Annotated in this window: 22 protein-coding genes; 19 read left to right on the top strand and 3 right to left on the bottom strand. The window is 62.2% G+C overall.

Annotation, left to right across the window (positions count from 1 at the left end):
- Positions 1–18: 18 nt before the first annotated feature.
- Complete coding sequence (locus tag GPT34_RS07145) at positions 19–1,374, top strand: DUF2254 domain-containing protein (protein WP_291010583.1); 1,356 nt, start codon at positions 19–21, stop codon at positions 1,372–1,374.
- A gap of 433 nt (positions 1,375–1,807) precedes the next feature.
- Here GPT34_RS07145 and GPT34_RS07140 read toward each other — a convergent pair whose 3' ends face one another.
- Positions 1,808–2,743, bottom strand: coding sequence for a LysR family transcriptional regulator (locus tag GPT34_RS07140; protein ID WP_291010582.1), 936 nt, complete (start codon positions 2,741–2,743; stop codon positions 1,808–1,810).
- 428 nt (positions 2,744–3,171) lie between these two features.
- On the opposite strand from GPT34_RS07140, the gene GPT34_RS07135 reads away from it, so the two are divergent.
- The 13 genes from GPT34_RS07135 to GPT34_RS17740 all read left to right on the top strand — a co-directional run bounded on the left by GPT34_RS07135 (position 3,172) and on the right by GPT34_RS17740 (position 16,813).
- On the top strand, positions 3,172–4,311 hold the full coding sequence (locus GPT34_RS07135) for a porin (protein ID WP_291010580.1): 1,140 nt from the start codon (positions 3,172–3,174) through the stop codon (positions 4,309–4,311).
- 597 nt (positions 4,312–4,908) lie between these two features.
- Positions 4,909–6,504 (top strand): ABC transporter substrate-binding protein, encoded by a 1,596-nt coding sequence (locus GPT34_RS07130; RefSeq protein WP_291010578.1) that lies wholly within the window; start codon positions 4,909–4,911, stop codon positions 6,502–6,504.
- Between the two features lie 10 nt (positions 6,505–6,514).
- Positions 6,515–6,721, top strand: coding sequence for a DUF4089 domain-containing protein (locus tag GPT34_RS07125; protein WP_291010577.1), 207 nt, complete (start codon positions 6,515–6,517; stop codon positions 6,719–6,721).
- A complete protein-coding gene (locus GPT34_RS07120; RefSeq protein WP_291010576.1) occupies positions 6,718–8,055 on the top strand; it encodes an AtzE family amidohydrolase in 1,338 nt (445 codons plus the stop codon). Before GPT34_RS07125 ends, GPT34_RS07120 begins: the two co-directional genes overlap by 4 nt.
- Positions 8,030–8,443, top strand: a complete 414-nt coding sequence (gene hpxZ, locus GPT34_RS07115; RefSeq protein ID WP_291010574.1) for an oxalurate catabolism protein HpxZ — start codon at positions 8,030–8,032, stop codon at positions 8,441–8,443. The genes GPT34_RS07120 and hpxZ overlap by 26 nt, the downstream gene beginning before the upstream one ends.
- Positions 8,440–9,453, top strand: a complete 1,014-nt coding sequence (locus tag GPT34_RS07110) for an ABC transporter permease (RefSeq protein ID WP_291010572.1) — start codon at positions 8,440–8,442, stop codon at positions 9,451–9,453. The genes hpxZ and GPT34_RS07110 overlap by 4 nt, the downstream gene beginning before the upstream one ends.
- A gap of 10 nt (positions 9,454–9,463) precedes the next feature.
- Positions 9,464–10,327, top strand: coding sequence for an ABC transporter permease (locus GPT34_RS07105; RefSeq protein WP_291010571.1), 864 nt, complete (start codon positions 9,464–9,466; stop codon positions 10,325–10,327).
- Positions 10,328–10,388: 61 nt separating this feature from the next.
- A complete protein-coding gene (locus GPT34_RS07100; protein WP_291010570.1) occupies positions 10,389–11,432 on the top strand; it encodes an ABC transporter ATP-binding protein in 1,044 nt (347 codons plus the stop codon).
- Positions 11,425–12,375, top strand: a complete 951-nt coding sequence (locus GPT34_RS07095) for an ABC transporter ATP-binding protein (RefSeq protein ID WP_291010569.1) — start codon at positions 11,425–11,427, stop codon at positions 12,373–12,375. Before GPT34_RS07100 ends, GPT34_RS07095 begins: the two co-directional genes overlap by 8 nt.
- A 7-nt stretch (positions 12,376–12,382) precedes the next feature.
- Positions 12,383–13,111: a GntR family transcriptional regulator gene (locus tag GPT34_RS07090; protein WP_291010568.1), complete on the top strand. Its 729-nt coding sequence runs from the start codon at positions 12,383–12,385 to the stop codon at positions 13,109–13,111.
- A gap of 365 nt (positions 13,112–13,476) precedes the next feature.
- Positions 13,477–14,481 (top strand): hypothetical protein, encoded by a 1,005-nt coding sequence (locus GPT34_RS07085; protein WP_291010567.1) that lies wholly within the window; start codon positions 13,477–13,479, stop codon positions 14,479–14,481.
- A 941-nt stretch (positions 14,482–15,422) separates the two neighbouring features.
- Positions 15,423–16,439, top strand: coding sequence for a hypothetical protein (locus GPT34_RS07080; RefSeq protein WP_291010566.1), 1,017 nt, complete (start codon positions 15,423–15,425; stop codon positions 16,437–16,439).
- Between the two features lie 215 nt (positions 16,440–16,654).
- A complete protein-coding gene (locus tag GPT34_RS17740) occupies positions 16,655–16,813 on the top strand; it encodes a transposase (protein WP_363356535.1) in 159 nt (52 codons plus the stop codon).
- A 382-nt stretch (positions 16,814–17,195) separates the two neighbouring features.
- Here the strand turns inward: GPT34_RS17740 and GPT34_RS07075 are convergent, their stop codons facing one another.
- Positions 17,196–18,182, bottom strand: a complete 987-nt coding sequence (locus GPT34_RS07075) for an NADPH:quinone oxidoreductase family protein (protein ID WP_291010565.1) — start codon at positions 18,180–18,182, stop codon at positions 17,196–17,198.
- Positions 18,183–18,346: 164 nt separating this feature from the next.
- On the opposite strand from GPT34_RS07075, the gene surE reads away from it, so the two are divergent.
- The 5 genes from surE to rlmD all read left to right on the top strand — a co-directional run bounded on the left by surE (position 18,347) and on the right by rlmD (position 23,318).
- On the top strand, positions 18,347–19,162 hold the full coding sequence (gene surE / locus GPT34_RS07070; RefSeq protein WP_291010563.1) for a 5'/3'-nucleotidase SurE: 816 nt from the start codon (positions 18,347–18,349) through the stop codon (positions 19,160–19,162).
- Positions 19,163–19,320: 158 nt separating this feature from the next.
- Positions 19,321–19,962, top strand: a complete 642-nt coding sequence (locus GPT34_RS07065; RefSeq protein WP_291010561.1) for a protein-L-isoaspartate(D-aspartate) O-methyltransferase — start codon at positions 19,321–19,323, stop codon at positions 19,960–19,962.
- Positions 19,963–20,051: 89 nt separating this feature from the next.
- A complete protein-coding gene (locus GPT34_RS07060; RefSeq protein WP_291010559.1) occupies positions 20,052–20,966 on the top strand; it encodes a peptidoglycan DD-metalloendopeptidase family protein in 915 nt (304 codons plus the stop codon).
- 43 nt (positions 20,967–21,009) lie between these two features.
- The gene (locus GPT34_RS07055; protein WP_291010557.1) at positions 21,010–21,795 is read left to right on the top strand and encodes a 3'-5' exonuclease; all 786 of its coding nucleotides are present in this window, start codon (positions 21,010–21,012) and stop codon (positions 21,793–21,795) included.
- Between the two features lie 65 nt (positions 21,796–21,860).
- Positions 21,861–23,318, top strand: a complete 1,458-nt coding sequence (gene rlmD, locus GPT34_RS07050; RefSeq protein ID WP_291010555.1) for a 23S rRNA (uracil(1939)-C(5))-methyltransferase RlmD — start codon at positions 21,861–21,863, stop codon at positions 23,316–23,318.
- 48 nt (positions 23,319–23,366) lie between these two features.
- Here rlmD and GPT34_RS07045 read toward each other — a convergent pair whose 3' ends face one another.
- Positions 23,367–23,726, bottom strand: a complete 360-nt coding sequence (locus tag GPT34_RS07045) for a hypothetical protein (protein WP_291010554.1) — start codon at positions 23,724–23,726, stop codon at positions 23,367–23,369.
- Between the last annotated feature and the right edge of the window lie 214 nt (positions 23,727–23,940).

The following is a 23,940-nucleotide window of genomic DNA, read 5'->3' as shown; positions in this document are numbered from 1 at the left end:
AAGGACGGACACTTCCTCATGCTCAATCGACTTCGCGCCTTCGCCGACTCGACCCGCTCCAGCCTCTGGTTCTGGCCGATCCTGATGACGACACTTGGCATTTTCCTGGCTCAGGCCTTGATCCTGCTGGATCAGTCGGCGTGGATCCAGCGCCAGCAGCTGCTGTCAACGGCATCGGACGCCCTGGGGGTGAAGTGGCTCTTCGGCCTGGGCGCCGAAGGTGCCCGGTCTCTGCTGACCACCATCGCTGGCTCGATGATCTCCATCGCTGCCACCGTGTTCTCCATCACTATTGTTGCGCTGTCATTGGCCGCCGGCCAGCTGGGGCCGCGTCTGTTGCGCACGTTCATGCGCGACCGCGGCACCCAGCTGTCACTCGGCATGTTCATCGCGACGTTTGCGTTTTGCATCGTCGTGTTGGGGGTGGTGCACAGCGGCGACGCAAAGCCCTTCGTTCCTAGTGCCTCGGTGACAGCCGCGCTCGTCCTGGCACTGGGCAGTCTGGCGGTACTGATCTATTTCATTCACCACGTGGCCAAGTCGATCCAGGCTCCCGAGGTGATCGCCGTGGTCGGTGCCGATCTTGATAGCGCCGTCGAGGAGCTCTATCCGCTGCCGCATTCTTCGTCTGGCAAAGCCCCCAACCTGAGCGTTTCTCCGCAGATGGGTGGCGAGGCTTGCTCGATCGTGCGTTCGCCAGAGTCGGGCTATGTGCAGCACATCGACTTGGACGCTCTGGTCGAATTCGCCACCGAGGCCGACTCGGTTGTGGTTCTTGCGCGCCGTCCCGGCGACTATGTCATCAGCGGTACGGTCATTGCCACGATCTGGTCGCAGACGAAGCTTGACGCCGAGAAGGGCAGGCGCGTTTGCGAGGCATTCAGCTTTGGCCGGGTACGAACACCAGTGCAGGACATGCAGAACCTCATCAACCAACTCGTCGAGATTGCCCAGCGCGCGCTGTCACCCGGCATCAACGACCCAAGTACCGCCGAAGCTTGCATCGACCGCCTGGCCTCAGCGCTGGGTAACGTGGCCGGCCGGCAGCTGCCATTGGGGCACCTGGACGACGCTTTGGGCCGAACGCGGTTGATTGTCTCGCGTCCAGACACTTTCAAGTCGCTGCTGGACGCTGCATTCGATCCGATTCGCAATTACAGCGGTGGCAGCCTGCAGGCGTGCTTGAAGATGGCCAGCGCGATTGCCGATCTGGCCCAGCTGGCACAGGGGCAGGAACAACGCCAGGCGCTGCTCGACCAGGCCGAGATGATCAGGCGCCTCACACAGACCTTGACCGAACCGCGCGACCGCCATCAGCTTGAAGCGGCCTGCAACACCGCCATGTTCGCGCTGAACGCACCTTCCAGGGATTGAGCTCTTGAACTGCCATCCGATTGCGGGGATGCGAGAGGGATGTTGATGCGGCCCAGGATAGTCCGGTGATTCAATTGACCGGGTCGCCCACTTCAGTTGGTTGGTCGGGTCCGCAAGCTCGCGCTCTCCGACCTTGGAGTCTCTGCGAAAACCTGTTTCATTCGGGAGTAGCGGATTCCAACCGAAAGATTCCCCGATCTAGAGGAGCACAACCTACAGCCACCCTCAACGTCAGTCAGAAAGCTGCAATGGCGGTTTGATCGGTTTTCGGCACGGAACAGAACAGCTGACTGTTGGTCGGAGGATGGCCATTAAAGCTGAAATGGCCCTGGGCAAGCGTGGAGTCGGTGCCTTTGGAAGCGTCATCGATCGGAGTGCGCTGGGCCTGGATCGGATGTACGTTTAGGCGAAGCGCTAGACGGTTGGCAAGGTGTCATGCGGGTAAGCGCGCCGCAATGCTCTTGACGAGGCTCCGCAGCCACTCCTGAATCGGATCGAGCTGGCTGCGCTCATGCCACACGAGGTGAGGGGTGACCTGAACATCGAAGGGCAGCGGGTGCACGCGCACGCCGGGCGTTTTGCCAAGACCCTCGGCGATGCGCATCGGCAGCGTTGCGATCAAGTCGGTCGAGGCGACGATGTGAGGCAAGCCTGCTGCTGTGGGCAGCACCAGGGCGATATGCCGCTTCAGACCGCGCGCAGCCAACATCGCATCCACAACGCTGGAACCTTGTCCGTCAGGCGATACGTGTACACGCCCCGCGTCAACCACGTGGGAGGCGCTTGCAAAAACGTCAGATGTGAATGGACGGTCCCAAAAGTGTTCCCCGATCAAAGTGACCAGATGGTCCTGCCATAGGGGCGCGGAATGAAAACCGGCCGGCACGGCACGCGCCGCAGAAAACGCCAGATCGATCCTTCCTGAGGACAGCTCATTGAATATGCTGGCGCAGTCAAGCGCGCAGAAATGCAGGCTCACCCCGGGCGCCTGTTGGCGCAACTCCTTCACCAAGCTGGGTATCAAGGCCGTGTGGTACAGGTCGATGCTGGCAACGCGAAGTCGAGCTTGCGAGCGCGAGGGGTCGAACACATTGCTCACCAGCGTGCTCGAAATGCCATTCAGCGCGATGCTGATCGGACCGGCCAGTTCGCGCGCGCGCTGCGTGGGCTGCATCGCGCGATCGCAGCGGATGAACAACGGATCCGAAAAAACATGCCTGAGTCGGTTCAGCGCCTTGCTCACCGCAGGCTGGCTCAAGCCATGGCGTTCTCCCACCTTTGTCAGGTTCTTCTCGACCATGAGCGCGTCGAAGATCACCAGGAGGTTCAGGTCAACCGATCGAAGATTCCTCTCGGCAATGTGTTCCATATCGTCTTTTCATTTCTCAAGTCAACGGGCGCTCGCTAAATTCAGCATCGCCAAATAAACAAGCAGCGTTCTAAGCAAGCATCAAGCCCGACTTGGCCATCGAAGAAGTCACTGTGAGCACATATTTCGCCTTCGCTAGAGAGCTAGCGCGCGCCCTTTTGGTGCGCCAGCACCATCACGCCCGCAATCGTGCGTCTTCTCATCTCGGCCGGCGCATTGGTGCGTCGCGCTCAAGCGGGTGTCCGGGTGGCGGCGAACGAGCCGTGCTGCGGCCGCGGGGTCACCGGTCGCTGCGGAGCGTGAGGCAGCCTGCGTGCCATCGAGGCGATCTGCCGCACAGCGACGGTGGCTGGTACGCAAGTTGCTGAGCATATTGAAGGTCAGCTTCAGTGCCGACATGGCCTCAACCCAGATAGGTCTCTGCCTTCATGGCGTTGCTGATGCACGTCTTCAAGGTCAGGCCAGGCTGGGCGCCCGTCGGGGCTTGCCAAGCAATCGCGTCGCTTGTGCCTACCGCTGACCTGAATCTCCCCTTTTATCAACCACGACAGAAAGTTTTCATCATGAGAATCGCGCTTCGCCCCAACCTTCTCGCTGGCGCTGCTCTGGCGCTGATGGCTGTGACAGCCCAAGCCCAGAGTTCGGTTCAACTGTATGGGTTGGTGGATCTGAGCGTAGGCTCGACCAAGGTACCGGGCGGTAGCTCCATCACTGGCGTTGACAGCGGCAAGATGACCACCAGTTACTACGGTTTCAGCGGCACCGAAGATCTGGGTGGCGGGCTGTCGGCGCAGTTCCGTCTTGAGGCGTTCCTCCGTGCTGACACCGGGGATGCTGGGCGCTTCCCGGGAGACGCTTACTTTGCGCGCACCTCGTCGGTCGGCTTGTCACACAAAAGCTTCGGTGCTGTGAACCTGGGGCGCAATACGACGCAGCTCTTCGTCTCCACGCTGATCTTCAACGCCCTCGGCGACTCCTTTGGTTATTCGCCCAGCATCCGCCACTACTTCACGAGTGGCGCAGGATCGGCCACCGGCGACACGGGTTGGAATGATTCCATCGCCTACTCGAGCCCCAGCCTTTCAGGCTTTCGGTTCGGCGCTGCCGTGGCAGCCAAGGAGAGCGCCACAGCTGTGGGCAACGGCGGAAACTGGAGCGTTGGCCTGAGCTATTTCAGCAAGACCCTCGCGGCCAGCCTGGTTCACCAGGACGTGAAAAAAGATGGCGCTGCGCCGGTGAACGACACCCAGACCACGCAGCTGGGCGTTTCCTACGACTTCGGCGTCGCCAAGGCGTTCTTCCAGTACGGCGAGGTGGAGAACACCACCACCACCAACAAGACCGACATCCTTGGTGTGGGTGTTCGGCTGCCGCTGGGGGCGGGCGCAGTTGTCGCGCAGTACGGCACCCTTGATCCCAGCCAGGCACTTGAACGCAAAACCCTTTCGCTAGGCTATCTGCACAACCTGTCCCGTCGTACCGAGTTGTACGGCGTGGTCATGAGCGACAAGCTGGAGGGCCTGTCCAGCGGTGGTGGTTATTCGCTGGGCATCCGTCATCGGTTCTGAGCGCTGGTTCGTGCGGTGTTGATTCATTGGCACCGCTGAGCCAGAGGCTGGCACCCATAGCCGTACTTGGTACGTTGGTTGCTGAGTACCTAGATGTATACAAGCTGAAACGCCCTGAAAAGAATGTGTTTCCTTCTGACCATCGCTGAATGGCAGTCTGCTTACCGAAATGGTGCAGGCCGCGCACCATGTTTGGTTGGTCTGGAGCGGTCGCGCTGGTTTGGCAAGGCGATGGAAGGCCGCGCGCCGCGGGTTGTCTGTCGCCTTCAAGTCGCTGTCGGGATCCAGCCCGTGCCGAGGCGATCGAGGGCGCGAGGTGTCCAGCCTGGTGCTTCACCGGTCTTCCCCGCCTTGCAAAAAAATGAGAGCGCGGGGTCGGCCGAATATTTTTCGGGTAGTGGGGCGCGCCCATCGATAAAACCCCACAGCCTTTGGCGGGAATACCGTCTCCACCGCAGTTCGACGCCGTCGAATCTGTCGTTGGACTACACGTACATGGATTCCGTTGTGGAGCCTATGCACTCGAACGCGCCTTTGACATCAGCCACTTCGGTGGATGGCGCGCCTACCTCAGCAGCCCTTTAAGGAGCAAGACCCATGGACCGCCGCGACTTTATTGCCACTACCTCCGCCCTTGGCGCTCTTCCCCTGGCAGCGCATGCGCAGTCACGTCCAAAAGACGTGCTGGTTGTCGCCAACGCGTTTGGCCCCAACTCGCTGGACATCCACACCCTGGGCGCCAACCGGCCCTCCTATGGCGTGAGCTGGCTGGTCTACGACCGGCTGATGAGCTACGGCAAGAAAACCCTGCCCGACGGCCGCGTCACCTACGACCGCGATAAATTGGTGCCTGAACTGGCCGAGAGCTGGAAGATTGCGCCCGATGGCATGTCAGTGACCTTCAAGCTGCGCAAAAACGCCAAGTTTCATGACGGCACACCCGTGACCGCGAAAGACGTCAAGTGGAGCTACGACCGCGCCATCGCAGCAGGCGGCTTCCCTACCTTCCAGATGAAAGCCGGTTCGTTGGAAAAGCCCGAGCAGTTTGTGGTTGTGGATGACCACACTTTCCGAGTCGACTTCATTCGCGCAGACAAGCTGACCATGAACAACATGGCCGTGGTCGTGCCCTGCATCTTCAACAGCGAGCTGGTGAAGAAAAACGCCACCGCAGCCGACCCCTGGGGTCTGGCATGGACACGCAACAACACCGCTGGCGGTGGTGCCTACAAGGTCGAGGCATTCCGCCCCGGGCAGGAGATCATCTATACGCGCTACGACGACTGGAAGAGCGGTCCCATGCCCGCGCTGCGGCGCATCGTGCAGCGAGATGTACCCAATGCGGGCAACCGTCGCGCCCTGCTGCTGCGGGGTGACATCGACATGACATACGACCTGCCGCCCAAGGACTTCGCCGAACTGGCGGTTGATGGCAGCCCCGTCAAGGTGGTGGGTACGGCGATCGAGAACTCGATCATTTACCTGGGCATGAACACCACCAAGCCGCCCTTCAACAACCCCAAGGTGCGTCAGGCCGTGGCCTATGTGCTGCCTTACGACAAGATGAGCGAGAACGCTCTCTACGGGCGCGGCATCAAGATGTATGGCGGCAAGAGCCCAGTCACCAGCATCAAGTGGCCTCAACCGACGCCGTACAACACCGATCTCGCCAAGGCCAAGGCCTTGATGGCGGAAGCCGGTTACGCGGAGGGCTTCGAGACCACGCTCAGTTTCGACCTGGGCGGTGCCACGATTGGTGAGCCCATGGCCATTCTGGCGCAGGAGGCTCTGGCTTCGATCGGGATCAAGGCGCAACTGAACAAGATCCCTGGTGCAACCTGGCGCGCGGCACTGTTGAAGAAAGACATGCCCATGATCATCAACCGCTTCGGCGGCTGGCTGGATTTCCCGGAGTACTTCTTCTTCTGGTGTTACCACGGGCAAAACGCGCTGTTCAACACCATGAGCTACCAGAACGCGAAGCTCGACAGGGAGATCACCAACGCCCGTTTCGCGGAAAGCAAGCCTATTTACGACGCCTCGGTGAAGGAGATGATCCAGATCGCGATGGACGAAGTGCCGAGGGTTCCCCTGTTTCAGCCTACGCAGGATGTGGCGATGCAGAAGAACGTCAATGGCTTCATGTACTGGTTCCATCTGCAGCCAGACTACCGCCAGCTGAGCAAGGCCTGAGGTGAGCGGCATGAACGAGGCAGACATGCAAGCCTTTGTGGATGCCCAGTGCGCCTGCCTTGGGCTGATACTCGCGCCAGAGCATCGGCCCGGTGTGCTGCGGTACCTGCACCTGGTCGCCGGCATGGCACCTAAGGTGATGGACTTTCCTCTGACGCCTGCTGACGAGTCGGGCAATGTATTTATCCCCGTGCCCACGCAGGAGCGTCAGCCATGAGCGCTATCGAAGCGGTGAGGGCAAGCCTTGCGCGCATCGAGGCCACCGATGGCCGTGTCAACGCTTTCACCAGCGTGCTGGCTGAGCGGGCGTTGGCTCGAGCCGCTCTGGTCGACAGTGGCCAGATCGGCGGCCCGCTCGCCGGTGTGCCGTTTGCCGTGAAGAACCTGTTCGATGTGGAAGGCCTGTCGACACTGGCTGGCTCGAAAATCGAGCGCGAGGCGCCACCCGCCTCCCGCGATGCGTTCCTTATCCGCCAGCTGGAAGCCGCGGGTGCGGTGCTGGTGGGTGCGCTCAACATGGATGAGTACGCCTATGGGTTCACCACCGAGAATTCGCACTACGGTCCCACCCGAAACCCCCACGATCTGACCCGACTCAGTGGGGGATCTTCTGGCGGGTCGGCGGCTGCAGTGGCGGCAGGGCAGGTTCCCTTGTCGCTGGGATCGGACACCAACGGCTCTATCCGTGTGCCGGCCTCACTGTGTGGCGTGTTCGGGCTCAAGCCCACCTTCGGCCGACTGTCGCGGGCGGGCAGCTACCCGTTTGTGGCGAGCCTGGATCACTTGGGTCCGTTTGCCCGGACGGTTGCCGAGCTCGCCGCTGCCTACGACGCCCTGCAAGGCAGGGATGCAGACGACCCGGCTCAAGGTGATCGGCCCACAGCGCCGTGCGTTGATCTGCTGACCAGAGGCGCCGAGGGACTGCGCATCGGCGTGCTGGGGGGCTGGTTCCAGAAAATGGCCCTGCCGCCCGCGCTGCTGGCGGTGGAGCGCGCAGCGGCGGCGCTGGGTGCAGAGCAGGTGGTCGAGTGGCCTGAGGTGGATCGTGCCCGAACGGCCGCATTCCTGATCACCAATGCCGAAGGAGCCAGCCTTCATCTGCCCGACTTGAAGACGCGCGCCCAGGACTTTGAGCCGCTCTCGCGAGACCGTTTCCTGGCCGGTGCGATGTTGCCGGCTGCGTGGGTGAATCAATCCCACCGCGTCAGGCACTGGTTTGCGCGCAAGGTCGCCGACAGCTTCGCTGATGTGGACGTTGTGCTGGCACCTGCCACGCCGTGCACCGCGCCAGTTATTGGTACCGAATGGCTGGATATCGCGGGCATGAAGCTGCCGGCGCGCGCCAGCATGGGCTTGCTCACGCAACCCGTTTCCTGCATCGGTCTGCCGGTGGTGAGCGTGCCGATCTGGGGCACCGATCCGGATGCGCCCCACCTGCCGATCGGCGTTCAGGTGATTGCCGCCCCGTGGCGCGAAGACCTGTGTCTTCGTGTCGCCCAACAACTGCAGGCCTCGGGCGTTGCCCATGCGCCCATCGCCAAGGAGCTCTGACGTGGAGATCAATCTGCCGCCAGTGCATGAAGAGGTGTCTGCCGCCTTCGCACGCTATGAAGACGCACTGATTCACAACAAGGTCGAGGTGCTTGATGAGTTGTTCTGGGACAGCCCGCACACGGTGCGCTATGGCGTGACCGAAAACCTCTACGGTGCGGCCGAGATCCTGGCGTTCCGAAAGTCGCGGCCTTCCACCATGCTCAAGCGCGCCCTGCAGCGCACCGTGATCACCACCTTTGGCCACGACCACGCCACCGCCATGACCGAGTTTCGCCGCGAAGGCGGTAGCAAGATCGGTCGTCAGAGCCAGAGCTGGGTGCGCCAGCCCGAGGGCTGGCGGGTGGTGGCTGCTCACGTGAGCCTGCTTGACGCACCCGCTACATGATCCATGTTGTCCTCAAGCGCCTGTTGGCGGCGCTGCCCAACCTGATTGGGGTGGTCATCATCACCTTCCTGTTGACACGGGCCATACCGGGTGACCCTGCCGCCTATTTCGCCGGCGGCTCGGCCACGCAGGAGGCGGTGGACCAGGTGCGAGCACAGCTCGGCCTGGACAAGCCCCTGATCGAGCAGTTTTTTACCTACGTGGGCAACTTGTTGCGCGGTGATCTGGGGCTGTCCCTCACCACCGGCCAGCCGGTCTTGCAGGAACTGCTGCAGCGCCTGCCGGCTTCGCTGGAAGTGGTGTTGATGGCGCTGGCATTGGCTTGCGCAGTGGCACTGCCCATGGGCGTGATGGCTGCGACACGCCCAGGTTCCTGGTTTGACCAGCTTTCGCGGGTGTTGATCACGGCTGGCGTGTCCTTGCCCACCTTCTTCACCGGCCTGCTGCTGGCCTATGTTTTCTACTTCCTCCTGGGCTGGGCACCTTCGCCACTCGGCCGGCTGGACCCGATCTGGTCGCCACCGCCGACCGTGACCGGACTCTACGTCATTGATGCTGCGCTCACCGGTGACGGTGCGCTTTGGTGGGCTTGCGTCAAGCAGCTCATCCTGCCTGTGGTCACGATGGCGCTGTTCGTGCTGGCGCCCATCGCGCGTATGACGCGGGCATCAATGATCGCAGTGCTGTCGTCCGACTTCATACGCACCGCGCGCGCCAGCGGTCTTTCAGACACCACGGTGCTGGTGCGCTATGCCTTGCGCAACGCGCTGCTGCCGGTGATCACGACGCTAGGCATGGTGTTCGGCTTCATGATCGGTTCGTCGGTCATTATCGAGAAGGTTTTTGGCTGGCCTGGCGTGGGCAGCTACGCCATCGATGCCCTGACGGCCAGTGACTATGCGCCGGTTCAAGGCTTCGTGCTGACCATGGGCCTGCTCTTTGTAGCCCTGAACCTGCTGGTGGACCTGCTGTATGTGCTGGTCGACCCTCGCGTGACCATCGAATCATGAGACTCGCGATATGAGTACCAGCAGCACGCAAGACGGCACCTTGAGCCACATCCGGCACGTGTTGTCGGAGAACCCAGTCACCATGCTGGCCGCCGCACTGTTCGTGGGCTTTGTCCTGACGGCGCTGCTGGGGCCGTCACTGGTGCCTTACGACCCCTTGGCCAGCAACGTTGGACCAGCGCTGCAGCCGCCCTCGGCGAACCACTGGTTCGGCACCGACTCGCTGGGCCGCGACATTTTCTCCCGTGTGGTGGTTGCCACGCGGCTGGACCTGGGCATCGCGTTCAGCGCGGTATTTGTGTCGTTCATCATTGGCATGCCACTGGGCCTTGCCGCTGGGTTCTTTGGTGGCTGGTGGGACCGAGTGATCAGCAGGGGTGCCGACACCATCATGGCCTTCCCCCTGTTTGTGCTGGCCATGGGTATCGTTGCGGCTTTGGGCAATACCGTGGGCAACATCATCCTGGCCACGATCGTCATCAACCTGCCGTTTTACATCCGCGTCGCACGCGCAGAGGCCAATGTGCGGCGGAGCGCCGGATGGGTGGAGGCAGCGCGGCTGTCGGGCAATGGCGACATGCGCATTCTCGCGATGCACTTGTTCCCCAACGCCTTGCCTCCCGCCATGGTTCAGGTCAGTCTAAACATGGGCTGGGCCATTCTGAACGCGGCGGGTCTCAGCTTTATTGGGCTGGGCGTGCGACCACCCGAGCCCGAATGGGGCATCCTGGTGGCCGAAGGTGCTCAGTTCATCGTGAGCGGTGAGTGGTGGGTCAGCCTATTCCCTGGCTTGGTGCTGATGCTGGCCGTGTTCACCTTCAACCTGCTGGGCGACGCGCTGCGGGATATATTCGACCCGAGGAGAAGAACATGAAGCGCCGAGGACCGACGCTCGCTGATCAGCTGTCACCAACATCGCTCGAATCGAGAGCCCAATGAACGCGCAGCCTCCATTGCTCGACGTCCGTAACTTCGGTCTCGAGTTCCGCACCCGCAGTGGCGCCGTGCATGCCTTGCAGGGTGTCGACCTCAGCTTGCGCAAGGGTGAGATCGTTGGTCTGGTTGGCGAAAGCGGTTCGGGGAAAAGCGTGCTCAGCTATGCGCTGCTGGGTATCAGCGACCGTGCTGCGCGCGTCACCAGTGGCAGCGCTGTGTTTGGGGGCATGGATCTGCTGAAGGCCAGCGAGTCTGCATTAGCCGACCTTCGCGGAAGGGAAATCTCCATGATTTTCCAGAGCCCACGCACGGCGCTCAACCCCATTCGGCCGGTTGGGCAGCAGATCGCCGATGTGTTGCGTCGCCATGCCGCCACCGGCGGTACCGACCTGCGCACCAGCCTGCAGCAGCGCAGCGTACAGGCGCTGCGCGACGTGGCCATCGCCGACCCCGAGCGGCGGCTCGCTGCGTATCCTTTCGAGTTGTCGGGTGGCATGTGCCAGCGGGTCATGATCGCGCTGGCGTTGGCCTGCAAGCCTAGCCTTCTGATTGCCGACGAGCCCACCACCGGCTTGGATGTCACCACGCAGGCTGCCGTGATGGACCTCATCACCGAGCTGGCGCGCAGCCGCCAGATGGCCACGCTGTTCATTACCCACGACCTGGCGCTGGCGGCCGACTACTGCGATCGTATCGTCGTCATGCACGCCGGTCACGCCGTGGAGATGGCATCGACCGAAGCGCTCTTTGCTAGACCCCGTCACCCCTACACGGCGCGCTTGATGAGTTCGACCCCCGGCGAACACAGCACCATCGACAGCCTGGAGCCGGTAGCGGGCCAGTTGCCCGACCTGCGGCGTAACGATTTGCCTGGCTGCCGCTTTGCCGGGCGCTGCGATCGGGCCACCGAGCGCTGCCTGAGCGAGCAGCCTCGGCTGGCGGGCGGTGATATGCACGCAGTCGCCTGCTGGCACCCGCTGGACCTGATGATGCCGCCGGCGGCGCGGGTCAACGCGGCCGATCAGGAGGTACAAGGTGTCTGAGCCCCTGCTGAAGGTTGAACGGTTGCACAAGCGTTTTCCGGTGGCGGGTAAGCGCGGAGCGCTTTTGCATGCGGTGGACGACGTGTCGCTGAGCATCGGTGTCGGCGAGAGCCTAGGGCTGGTAGGTGAGTCGGGCTGTGGCAAGTCCACCCTGGTGCGGCTGCTGGCGCGGCTGCTGGACCCCACCGAGGGGCGCATCGTGTTCGAAGGCGAGGACTTGGCGAGCACGCCAGCCTTGCGCTTCGCGCGCACCGCAGCCCGTGCCCGCATCCAGATGGTGTTCCAGGATCCGACCGACAGCCTGAACCCGCGCTACACCGCACACGACACCATCGCCGAGCCGCTCGCGCTGCTGATGGGCCAGCGCGCCAGCGCCGCCGACCGGCGTGTTCACGAAGTGGCCGATCAGGTGGGCCTGCCAAGTGAACTGTTGTCGCGCTACCCGCACCAGCTTTCGGGCGGCCAGAAGGCACGTGTGGGCATTGCGCGGGCGCTGGCGGTGCAGCCACGACTGCTGATTCTGGACGAGCCCACAGCGGCGTTGGACGTGTCGGTGCAGGCGGTGGTGTTGCAACTGCTGGACCGGCTGCGGCGCGAACTGTCCCTGAGTTATCTGTTTGTCTCCCATGACCTCAATGTGGTGCGCCTGCTGACCGATCGCGTGGCGGTGATGTACCTGGGCAAGCTGGTGGAGACCGGTCCGTCCGAAGCCTTGTTTCGCGCACCTCGCCACCCCTACACCCAAGCGCTGGTGTCTTCGATTCCTGGCCAGGGGTCACGCATCCGACTCAGTGGCGAAGTGACCAGCCCTATCGATCCGTCACCGCAGGTCTGCCGCTTCCACGGCCGCTGCCCCGAAGGTGAGGACCGCTGCATGCGCCAGACACCGCCAGTGGTCCTCTTGCCGGGCGAACGCATGGTGGTCTGCCATCTTGCTACATGATGGCGGGATGCGCGCTGTCACGCTGTCCTCCGGTCCGCCAGGACACAACCGGACCAGTCTGGCCGAAAAGGCCTACGCGGCGCTGAAAGGCGAGCTGCACAACTTCAGCTGGGTGCCGGGTGACCGGCTGTCGGAAGGAGAGCTGGGTCAGCGCCTCGGGGTCAGCCGCACACCGGTGCGAGAAGCCCTGTTTCGGCTACGAACCGAAGGCCTTGTGGATGTTGAGTCCAAGCTGGGCTGGTACGTCAAGCCCATCGACTTTGAGCGCCTGGACCAGCTCTACGACCCTCGCATCGTTCTGGAACTCGCCAGCGTCGACAGGCTGGTTGTGCGGCGTGATGACACGCCCGAGCTCGCCACGCTCAAATCCATTTGGCTAGTGCCGGTGGCAGAGCGCCAGTCGGACCCGCAGCGCATGGGCGAGCTCGATGAAGCCTTTCACGCCTCTTTGGTTAAGGCAAGCGGCAATCTTGAGCTCTCACGCGTTCACCAAGATGTCACCGAACGCATTCGCGTGGTTCGGAGGCTGGATTTCACCCGGCCCGACCGCATCGATGCGACCTACTCGGAGCACGGCAAGATTCTCCGGGCGATCATCCAGCGTAAAGGTGACCAAGCCAAGCTGATGCTGCGAAGTCACATCGAACAGAGCAAGGCCGAAGTCAGAAAAATTACGCTGCACACCTTGCACGAGGCAAAATTGCGCAGCTCGATTTCGATCCTTGCGTCCAGGTAAAGGCGGGCAGGTCGCTTTCACCATGCAACCCGGCGCCTGACGAACGCTCTATTTATCCTAGAACAGGAGCCGCAGCTCCAGGCCAGCAGAGTCAGTTTGCGTTCTTCGAATACAACTGTTTGGCCGCGCATTTGGCGCCTTCCCCAGCTGGTATGGGCGAAAGACCGCCATCGTCAGATCCAGTCGGCCATGAGTGGACACTCTACAGTTGACATCGTTTGTCCGGTCGGGATACTACCTGCCTATCTCACAGGCACGCACTGCCATTCAGTCTTCTTCCCGTCTCCAGCAGCTCAACAATCGTGCATGCACACTGGGGAGCGAGCGGTGGTAAGCATGACTTCAAACAACGCAATGAGGTGGGCATGGTCACGAACGCAAGCGCTGAACGCGCCGAGCTAAATGCAACGCTGAGTTTGCAGCGTAAGGCCGCAATCGCACGTGGCGGCGCATTCGATCATGCAGGCCGTGTGCGGGTGGAGCGCATGGCAGATTTCGATATGAGCCGAACAATCTTCGGTGGTCTTGAGGGGATTCCACGCAAGATCATGGATGAGAAGCTGGCGAAGGAATCGGTATGGGACCACGCTGCCGAAGCTGATATCGAGGCCTCATATGCCGAGGCTGAGTCGGCTCACCCCCCACCGAAAATCGATGAACAATTGATCAACTTCATGATTAACGAGTGCGACTTCAGTATGGAGCATGCCGATGGCACATTCCTCGAGCACCTCGTGTTTTGCCACCACTACGCAGCCCGCCACTATCCCCAACATTCGCCCAATGTGGCCCTGCTCCATTCGATTTTGGGCACTGCAACGAACACGTTCGCCATGGACGCGGGCAAGATACCGAAACTAAAGGCGCTGCTGACGGATTTCGAAGCGATCCAAGTTGAGACGTTCCCGTCGATCTTGCGGCTGCTTTACAACAACGACCTACTTGAAGAGGTTGAAGGAAACATGCACCGCGTCGGCAAACTCAAGGCGCTGCGCTTCCATCGAGTGATTGACAATGAACCTCTCACAATCGATGCAGACAACTTCTGGATCAACCTGAACTACCACCTGATGCACTTCGTGGACTTCGTGCCCGCTGCGAACTGGTCGACGCATCGGTCCGATCCGCTTCTCCAGATGTTCGAAAGACTGTCGAACTTGTTGGACCACGCAGGTCAGCGGCAGGCCAAGGTAGAAGTTGCCTTTCCCAAGGCAAAGACCGCTTCGGTTGGCGAAGTCCGCACACTGTTCGGCCGAATCAGCGGTCTACTACCCCCAGCGGTCAAACTCACGCTCGCCCGCAAATCAATTCGTCAATATTCCAAGATGGCTGGCCACAACCTGGCCTACCAACTCGAGTGGGCGGGCTGACTTTTGCCTATTCCACACCAAGCTCGCGGAGGCTGGAAGGCAGATACGGCTTTGCCCTTCTTCAGTTCAAGGCATCCGTGAAGCGGCCATGCCACCTGGGGGTGATCGTGCAAATGCTCCACTTGGAGCTTGCCTGGAAATGCGGCCGTCAATTGAGAATTGGGGCCCATCGTTGACGACTTGTGATCGACATAGGATCGGATGAGGACTTCGAGCTTTAACGGACGGCAGTTCAATGAGGTGAATGCCCGGCGGGGCGATGCCAATGTTCATGAGCGACTTTTACCAGCAGTGAAACCGGCATCCAGTAAGCGGTCTCGTGTTGATGTCCAGTCACCGCCCCACTCCAGTTGTTTCATCCGGACAGTCGACCAGCCGTTACAGGTCGAGATCGCCAGTTCATCCTTGGCTTAAACAGCCGTTCCCGCGACCTTGTCAGGCTGGCCCCGGCCGAGTGGCCGGTTTTGGTTGCCCGAGCTGCGCATGAATGAAGAAGTGAACGACACTCGCACACATGACCACGTGATAGCGCCTTTGTGGGCTTTCGTCGTGTGTTCGGGTGCAGGTTCGCCCGAGCGGACAGTGTGCGGTGGCGAACAGACAACCGAAAGCTATCGGCGCATGCTGAGTTAAATGTAGCCTACGTGTCGATGGATCGCCAATGGGCTCCGAAGGACGGTTGCTATGACCCCAATTTCGCGTGGCGGTTCTGCTCAGGAACGTTAGAGATAAATCCAATCTAGACCTTGGAGACCTCACGGATTGAGTCGGGCACTGCGTTACTTTTCGTTCGCAAGTAGAGCACTCGATGGTTAAAGGATCATCGGCAACAACTCCGAGAACTCCCGGGCGCAGCAACACCTTGGCGAACACGCAACAGGTTATGTCCGGTTGTTGGCAGATGACCACGGACCAAATATGAAGAACATAAAGGGCAAAAAATGAGAACTCGCTACCTGATCATCGCGATGTCGGTGACCCTTATCCAGGGATGCTATACCGCACCCCCTTACCAACCATCCAGCTATGCCGCGGTCGGCCTTGGGTATTCTGGTCTGAACATCGGCATCAATTATTCGACGTACCCAGATCTTGTCCAGATACCGGGTTATCCCGTCTACTACGACCCCCGGGTGAGTTTCAATTTCTTCTTTTACGACGGCCTGTACTGGGTGTTCCAGGATGACATCTGGTATGCAAGCGGCTGGTACAACGGTCCGTGGGACAGGGTGGATTACTACGATCTGCCGGTATTTATACTGCGCGTCCCGGTTCGCTACTACCGCCAGCCGCCGCCGTATTTTCGCGGCTGGATTGCCGACTTGCCGCCCCGTTGGGGGGATCACTGGGGTCGTAACTGGGAACAGCGGCGAAGAGGGTGGGACCGTTGGGACCGGAGTTCCGCCCTGCCTCCTGCACCGTTGCCAACCTACCAGCGGAATTATTCCGGCGACCGCTATCCCCGTGCGGTAGAGCAACAGCATGAGATCCGGTCCGAGAATTACCGCTACCGGCCACGTGATCCTGATGCGCAGAAATATTTTCAGCCGCGGGTGCAGCAAAACCCGCAACGCGAGCAGGAGCAGCAGCGCCAGCAAGACCAGCGAGAGCTGCAGCGCCAGCAGGAGCAGCAACGCCAGCAGGATCTACAGCGCCAGAAAGACCAGCAACGCCAGCAGGATCTGCAGCGCCAGAAAGAGCAGCAACGCCAGCAGGATCTGCAGCGCCAGAAAGACCAGCAAAGCCAGCAGGATCTACAGCGCCAGAAAGACCAGCAACGCCAGCAACAACAGAGGCAGCAACAAGATCTGAAGCGGCAACAATCCCAACCTGAACCGAAGGGCAAGGTAAAAGAACAGAAGGCTGCACCAAAAGACCAGGTTCAAAAGGACAAGGATGCCCGGCAAGAGGAAGAGTGGAAGAAAAAAGAGGACGAGGAGCGCAATCGGAATCGCTAGTCGTTGCAGCGGGCAATTCCAAGCAGGCAGCACTAGCGTGACCCCTATGGGGTGGTCAGGCTCGACAGCTGGGCGAAACGCAAGATGTCGATTCGTGCGCTGCGTTGTGTGAAGGAAGTGCTGAGGAGTCATGACGACTCTCCCGGGTTCTGGACGTTTCAAAACTGGCGCTAGGGTTGCTTTCCTGCAGTGCCGAATAGCGCGAAAGGGAAGCAATGAAGACGTCAAGATTCGTTGAAAATCAGAACGCGCACCCGCTGAGGTTGGCCGATTCAGGTACGCCGGTCTTTGATACAAGCCGCCAGATCGGGGTGTCCGAGGCGGCGTACTGTGCGTGGAAGAAGAGGCTCGGGTGTCGTCGTCTCAGAGCTTGAGCCGGGCCAGGATTGCCTTGCAATGCTAGTTAGATTAAGCGCCGTGCTCGCCTTCCATCCGTATCGCGGGGATCGGTGCCAGCGCCAGATTGAGGTTGATTCTGGGCAAGGCTACCGCAGCCTACAAGCAGAAGGGTTGTGATGGCGGCAAGCCGCCAGCTGCGTTGCAACAGCCCCCGCATGTGCTAACGGCAATTTTGTTGCAGTCCAGCCATAAGGCAGTCGCTATTCAACTTCTTCTCCGCTTTCGCCATGCGGCACCAGTAACTTGATGCCGTCGTCTGAGAGCTCCATCAGCTACCCCAGCAATTTCCCGCAAAGCCCGCCCGCAGTCGCTGACGGGCTTGGGTTTTCGCGCTTCACCGGCCGAGGAGTCGGCGCATCAGTTAACCATTACCAGTTTGCCCTTGACCGAGCGCGAGCCCATGACGGCGAACGCCTTGGGCAGCTCTTTCATGGGCAGGGTCTGATCGATCTGCGGTTTGATCTGGCCTTTCAGATACATGCTGGCGAGGGTCTGCATCATCTGCGCGTTGGCTTGCGGTTCGCGGCGCGCAAAGTCGCCCCAGAACACACCCATGATGCTGGCGCCTTTGAGCAAGGTGAGGTTGAGTGGCAGGCTGGGGATGGGGCCGCTGGCAAATCCCACCACCATGTAGCGCCCACGCCAGCCGATGGAGCGGAACGCGGGCTCAGCGAAGTCGCCGCCCACCGGGTCGTAGATCACGTCCGGGCCTTTGCCGTCGGTCAGCCGCTTGATTTCCTCCCGCAGGCCTTTGGCCGGCGTGTGCACGCTGTAGTTGATGGTCTCGTCGGCACCCAAGGTCTTGCAAAGCGCGCATTTTTCATCGCTGGACGCCGCGGCGATCACGCGCGCACCCGCCGCTTTGGCCAGCTGGATCGCCGAGGTACCGACACCGCCGGCGGCGCCGAGGATGAGCACCGTTTCGCCCGCCTTGAGCGCGGCCCGGTCCATGAGCGCGTGCCACGATGTGGCGTAGATCATGATGAAGGCCGCGGCGTCCACCGGCGGGAAACCGGCGGGCAGCGGCATGCACAGCGCCGCCGGGGCGATGGTGTGGGTGGCAAAGCCACCGGTGCCGCTCAGACAGGCCACGCTCTGACCGACCTGCAGGTGCTTCACGCCGTCACCCACCGCACGCACCACGCCGGCGTATTCGGAACCCGGCACAAAAGGCAGGGGCGGCTTCATCTGGTATTTGTTCTGAACGATGAGCAGGTCCGGAAAGTTGAGGCTTGCGGCCTGGATTTCGATCAGCACTTCGCCTGCCTTGGGCTCGGGCGTGGGCAGCTCGGTCCAGGTCAGGGCATCGACGCCGACAGGGTTTTCGCACAGCCAGGCATGCATGGTGTTTCCTCTTGATGAAATGGTTTCGGGGTATCGGTCCATGATAGGGATCGTCAGGCCCTGGGAGCAGCGGGACAACCCGCTGCGCTGTCGCTGGTGCGACGACGAGACGGCCAAGCCCCACCGCGCCGTTCTCCCAGGGCAAGCGACCTAGAATCAAGGGCATGAAGATCCTCATCTCCAACGACGACGGCTATCAGGCCCCAGGCATCGTGGCCTTGTACGAGGGCCTGAAGGGTTTACCAGGTGTTTCGGTGGAGGTGGTGGCACCCGAGCACAACAACAGCGCCAAGTCCAATGCGCTCACGCTGCATTCGCCGCTGTATGTGCACACGGCGCCCAATGGCTTCCGTTATGTGAACGGAACGCCGGCCGATTGTGTGCACATCGCCCTGACCGGTCTGCTCGGTTACCGGCCTGATCTGGTGGTCTCGGGCATCAACAACGGTGCCAACATGGGCGACGACACGATTTACTCCGGTACGGTCGGCGCGGCCATGGAGGGCTACCTGTTCGGCATCCCGGCGATCGCTTTTTCGCAAACCGAAAAGGGCTGGGCCCACCTGGATGCGGCGGGCCAGATGGCGGCCAAGCTGGTGGCGCAGTTGCTGCCTTCGCTGCCAGAGGCGGCCGAGCGCGCGCTGCCGTGGCTGCTGAACGTGAACATACCCAACGTGCCGGCTGAGGGCTTGCGTGGCTTCAAGGTGGCGCGACTGGGTCGCCGCCATTCGGCCGAGCAGGTGATCTCGCAGACCAATCCTCGTGGCGACACGATGTACTGGATCGGCAGTGCAGGGGCTGTGAAAGACGACACCGAGGGCACCGACTTCCACGCCACTGCCCAGTGTTACGCCACCATCACCCCGCTGCAGGTCGATCTGACCGACCACGAACGCCTGCCGTACTGGGCGCCCACCGCGGCCCAGCTGTCTGCCGAGCTCAAGCATCCGGCGGCGTCGGCCCCGGGCACGCCCGCATGAAGCCGCCCATCCCGGCAGGCACGCGTCCCAGGCCCGGGTTCCCTGCGTCTTTGTCGCCGGGTGGGCACAACGCTCAGGGCTCCCCCGCCGCGAGAACCACGGTGGCGCGAGCTGCGCCTTCGACCTCCGCGGCGCGGCCGCTGACCACAGGTATCGGCATGGATTCCCAGGCGGTGCGCACGGCCATGGTGCGCAAGCTCGAGGCCCAGGGCGTATCGAATCTGGCGGTGCTGGCGGCCATGCGGGCGGTGGAGCGCCACCGGTTTGTGGACTCGGCCCTGGTCAACCAGGCCTATGAAGACACAAGTTTGCCTATTGGATTGGGTCAAACGATATCCAAACCCAATGTGGTCGCTCGAATGGCTGAGTTGCTGTGCCATGGGCACACGGAGAAGCTGGGGCGGGTGCTTGAAATCGGCACCGGCTGTGGCTACCAGGCCGCTGTGCTGAGCCATTTGTCACGCGAGGTCTACAGCATTGAGCGGCTGCGCGGCCTGCACGAGCGGGCGCGAGAAAACCTGCGCATGCTGCGCATTGCCAACCTGCACCTGCTGTTGGGCGATGGCATGCTGGGCTATCCGCGCGGCGCGCCGTATTCGGCCATCATCGCGGCCGCAGGGGGGGAAGACGTGCCAGACGCCTGGGTCGACCAGCTCGCCGTGGGCGGGCGCCTAGTGGCCCCCGCTGCCACCGGGCCTGGGCGTCAGAATCTGGTGGTGATCGACAAGACCGCCCAGGGCGTGAGCCGAACGGTGCTCGAAGCTGTGCACTTTGTGCCTCTAAAATCGGGTATTGCGTGAGTCAGCCAGGTCCAGGACCTGCCCGGCTTGCCTCACCACATCCTGTGACCGGCCCACTGAGCGGGTCCGCACCTTAGATGAGAGTCCTCATGAATACAACGCTTCCAGTGACCGTAGCCCGCGGCCTCCTGCACCAGCATTCCAACACCAACCGCCTGTTGATCTCCGGTTTGTTGGCTGCACTGCTGGTCACGGCCGGCTGCTCGACCCGTCGCCTGGCCCAGCCCGCTCCTGTCGAAGACCGGACCGGCGCGGCTGGCACGCTGGACATCAAGCAGCCGCCCGGTGCCGAAAACGCCGGCAAGCCTGGCTATTACACCGTGCGACCGGGAGACACCCTGTTCCGCATCGCCCTCGACAGCGGCCAGAACTGGCGCGACGTGCAGGCCTGGAACAACCTGCCCAACGCCAACGCGCTTGAAGTGGGCCAGGTCTTGCGCGTGGCGCCGCCGGTCGTCAGCCCGATGACTGGCGCTGCGCCGGTCACGGCTGCCACATCGGCGGTCGGTGGCACCGGGGTCACCGCCAACGCCGTCACCAGCACCGGGGTGGTGTCGCGCCCGCTGGGCACTTCGACGGCTGTCGCGGCGGCTCCGGTCCCGGCGCCTTCGACCGCGCCAGAGTCGGCCGGCGCTGACGACGTGAGTTTTGTCTGGCCGGCTCAGGGCACGGTCATCGCCGGTTTCGACGAGGCCAAGAACAAAGGTGTGGCCATCGCCGGGCGCGTGGGTGATCCGGTGATCGCTGCCGCAGATGGGCGCGTGGTCTATGCTGGCGCTGGCCTGCGGGGCTATGGCAACCTCATCATCCTGAAGCACAACAACACCTTTCTGACCGCCTACGCCCACAACCAGGCGCTGCTGGTGCGCGAGGATCAGGCGGTGCGCCAGGGCCAGAAGATCGCCGAGATGGGCAGCAGCGATGCCGATCGCGTCAAGCTGCACTTCGAGGTTCGCCGCCTGGGCAAGCCGGTCGATCCCATGGGCTACCTGCCCAAGCGCTGAATCCCTGGCGTTGTTGGCACTGGCCTGCCACTGAAAGCCCGCCATGGCCTGGCCCGTGCTGGTGTTCGACATCGAGTCCATCCCAGACGTGGTCGGTCTGCGCGCTTTGCGGGGAGAACCCGCAGAGTCCAGCGACGAGCAGGTCTACGCCGCCTGGCTGGCCGAGCGCAAGGAAAAAGGCCAGAGCGATTTCATGCCCTTGCACCTGCAGCGCGTGCTGGTTATCAGCTGCGTGTTCCGCAATGCCGAGGGCTTGCGCATCCACTCGTTTGTGGACCGCGACGGGCAGAGCGAAGGCAAGGTGGTGCAGAGCTTTTTTCACGCTGTGGAGAAACACGCCCCGCAGCTGGTGAGCTGGAATGGCAGCGGATTTGATCTGCCGGTGTTGCATTACCGGGGCCTGCGCCACGGCGTGGAGGCCAACAAGTACTGGGACCTCGGCGAAGACGACCGCGAGTTCAAGTGGAACAACTACATCAGCCGCTACCACATGCGCCATCTCGACCTGATGGACCTGCTCGCGATGTACAGCCCGAAGAACAACGCCCCGCTCGATGCCATGGCCAAGCTGTGCGGCTTTCCCGGCAAGCTCGGCATGGACGGCTCGCAGGTGTACTCGCAGTACCTCGCCGGACAGACGGAAGACGTGCGGCGCTACTGTGAGACCGATGTGATGAACACCTACCTGGTGTATTGCCGCTTCCAAAAGATGCGTGGCGGGCTCACCGAGGCCGAGTACAACCAGGAAATCGCCTACGTGAAAGAGACCCTGGGCAATCTCGCGCCCACCGACAGCCACTGGGACGAGTACCTCCAGGCCTGGGCCTGAAGCGGAGCCAACACGTTCCGCCGCTTGGCGGGTCGTGGGGAGCTGGCGCCTGAGACAATCGGAGCATGAGCGCCTCCGAATTCCACGAAAACAGCCTGGCCACCACGGCCAGCCCCAATCCGCATCCACCAGGCGGCAGCGAGCTGCCCGACGGTTGGCTGGCGGTCGAATCCATGGACATCGATGCCCAGGGCATCGCCCGACGGCCGGACGGCAAGGTCGTCTTCATCGAAGGTGCCTTGCCGGGTGAGCTGGTCAGCACCAGCGTGCACCGCAAGAAAATCAGCTGGGAAGCGGGCGTGGTCACCGCGGTGCACCGCGAATCTTCGCAGCGGGTGCGCCCGGGTTGCCCCCATTTCGGCTTGCACGCGGGTGCCTGTGGCGGCTGCAAGATGCAGCACCTGCATCCCGCGGCTCAGGTAGCGGTGAAGCAGCGCGTACTCGAAGACAACCTCTGGCACCTGGGGAAGGTCAAGCCTGAGATGTTGCTGCGGCCGATCGAGGGGCCGGCCTGGGGCTACCGTTACCGGGCGCGGCTATCGGTTCGCCATGTGCACAAGAAGGGTGAGGTGCTGATTGGCTTTCACGAGCGCAAGAGCCGCTATGTGGCCGACATGCAGACCTGTGCGGTGCTGCCACCGGTCGTCAGTGCGTTGCTCATGCCCTTGCGCGGGCTGATCTTCGGCATGGATGCGCGCGAAACCTGTCCGCAGATCGAGCTGGCCTGTGGCGATTCGGTGATCGCGATGGTGCTGCGCCACCTGGAGCCCTTGAGCGAAGACGATCTGGCGCGCCTGCGGGCTTTTGGCGCCTTGCATGGTGTGCAGTGGTGGCTGCAGTCCAAAGGGCCGGACACGGTCAAGCTGCTGGACGAAGGCGGTCCGTCCCTGTCGTATGACTTGCCCGAGTTCGGCATCACCATGCCGTTCAAGCCGACCGATTTCACCCAGGTGAACCCGCACATCAACCGGGTGCTGGTGGCGCGCGCTTTGCGGCTGCTGGATGCGCAGGCCCACGAGCGCGTGATCGACTGGTTCTGTGGTCTGGGCAACTTCACCCTGCCGATCGCGTCGCAGGCCGGCGAGGTGCTGGGCATCGAAGGCAGCGAGGCGCTGGTGGCGCGCTCGCGCGACAACCTGGCGCTGAACCAGGCTGGCCGGCATGCGCCGCTTGCCCCGACGCAGTTCGCGGCGCGCAACCTGTTTGACATGACACCCGAGCTGCTGGTGGCCGACGGTGTGGCGCACAAATGGCTGGTGGACCCCCCTCGTGAAGGGGCGTTTGCGTTGGCCAAGGCGGTGGCTGAGCTGCACCAGCACCCCGAGTTGCGCGGCAACTGGAGCGCGCCGCAGCGCATCGTTTACGTGAGCTGCAACCCGGCCACGCTGGCGCGCGATGCGGGCTTGCTGGTGCACCAGGGCGGTTACCGCTGCACGGCGGCGGGTGTGGTCAACATGTTTCCGCACACTGCACACGTGGAGAGCATGGCGGTGTTTGAGCGCGACGACTCGTCGCCTGGCTGATGCATGAATGATTCTTGGCCCGGGCGATCGCCCGCAGCGGGCTTGCGCTCAGGAGCGCCGGGATTTGGCCTCGGTGCGGGCACCGTCTTCACCAGCAGGCGCGGCATCCGCACCGGATTCGGTTTTGGACGCACCATCGCCGGAAGGTAGGCCCACCAACTGGTTGTCGCGCATGTACTGGTCCATCTCCTTCCAGCCCTCGAAGACGGCGGCCTTGCCCGCTTTGCTGTTGCCGGCAAAACAGTCCTCAATGCCCCGCAGCGCGTAGCGGCAGGCGCTGCCAATGGCGCGGGCCTCGGCTTCCCGCTTGGCGTTGATCTGGGTTGCGGTTTCGATGCCCAGGGCGTCACACCCGACCAGCGTGCTGGTGGCGGCGATCAGACCGAGGGTAACGACGAGGTGGCGCATGGTGATTCCAGTGGAGTTGGAGTCTGTTTCGGCAGTTTTCTGGCGAACTTGATGCCCGGATGGCGTCTGCCCAGCGTCACAAGGCGAAAAAAAGGGACCCGTAGGTCAAGCCCCTCGCTTAACCTGTTGATGGCCCCCTTGGCCTGATTTGAACCCCGACTGGGCCCCTCCGACAGGACGGGGCCCTTTCTTTTTCTACATGCCTAGGAGTTCA

Origin of the sequence: Hydrogenophaga sp., from assembly GCF_011390835.1 — a bacterium.
Taxonomy (GTDB): domain Bacteria; phylum Pseudomonadota; class Gammaproteobacteria; order Burkholderiales; family Burkholderiaceae_C; genus Hydrogenophaga.
This window is presented reverse-complemented; position numbering and strand designations above follow the sequence as displayed.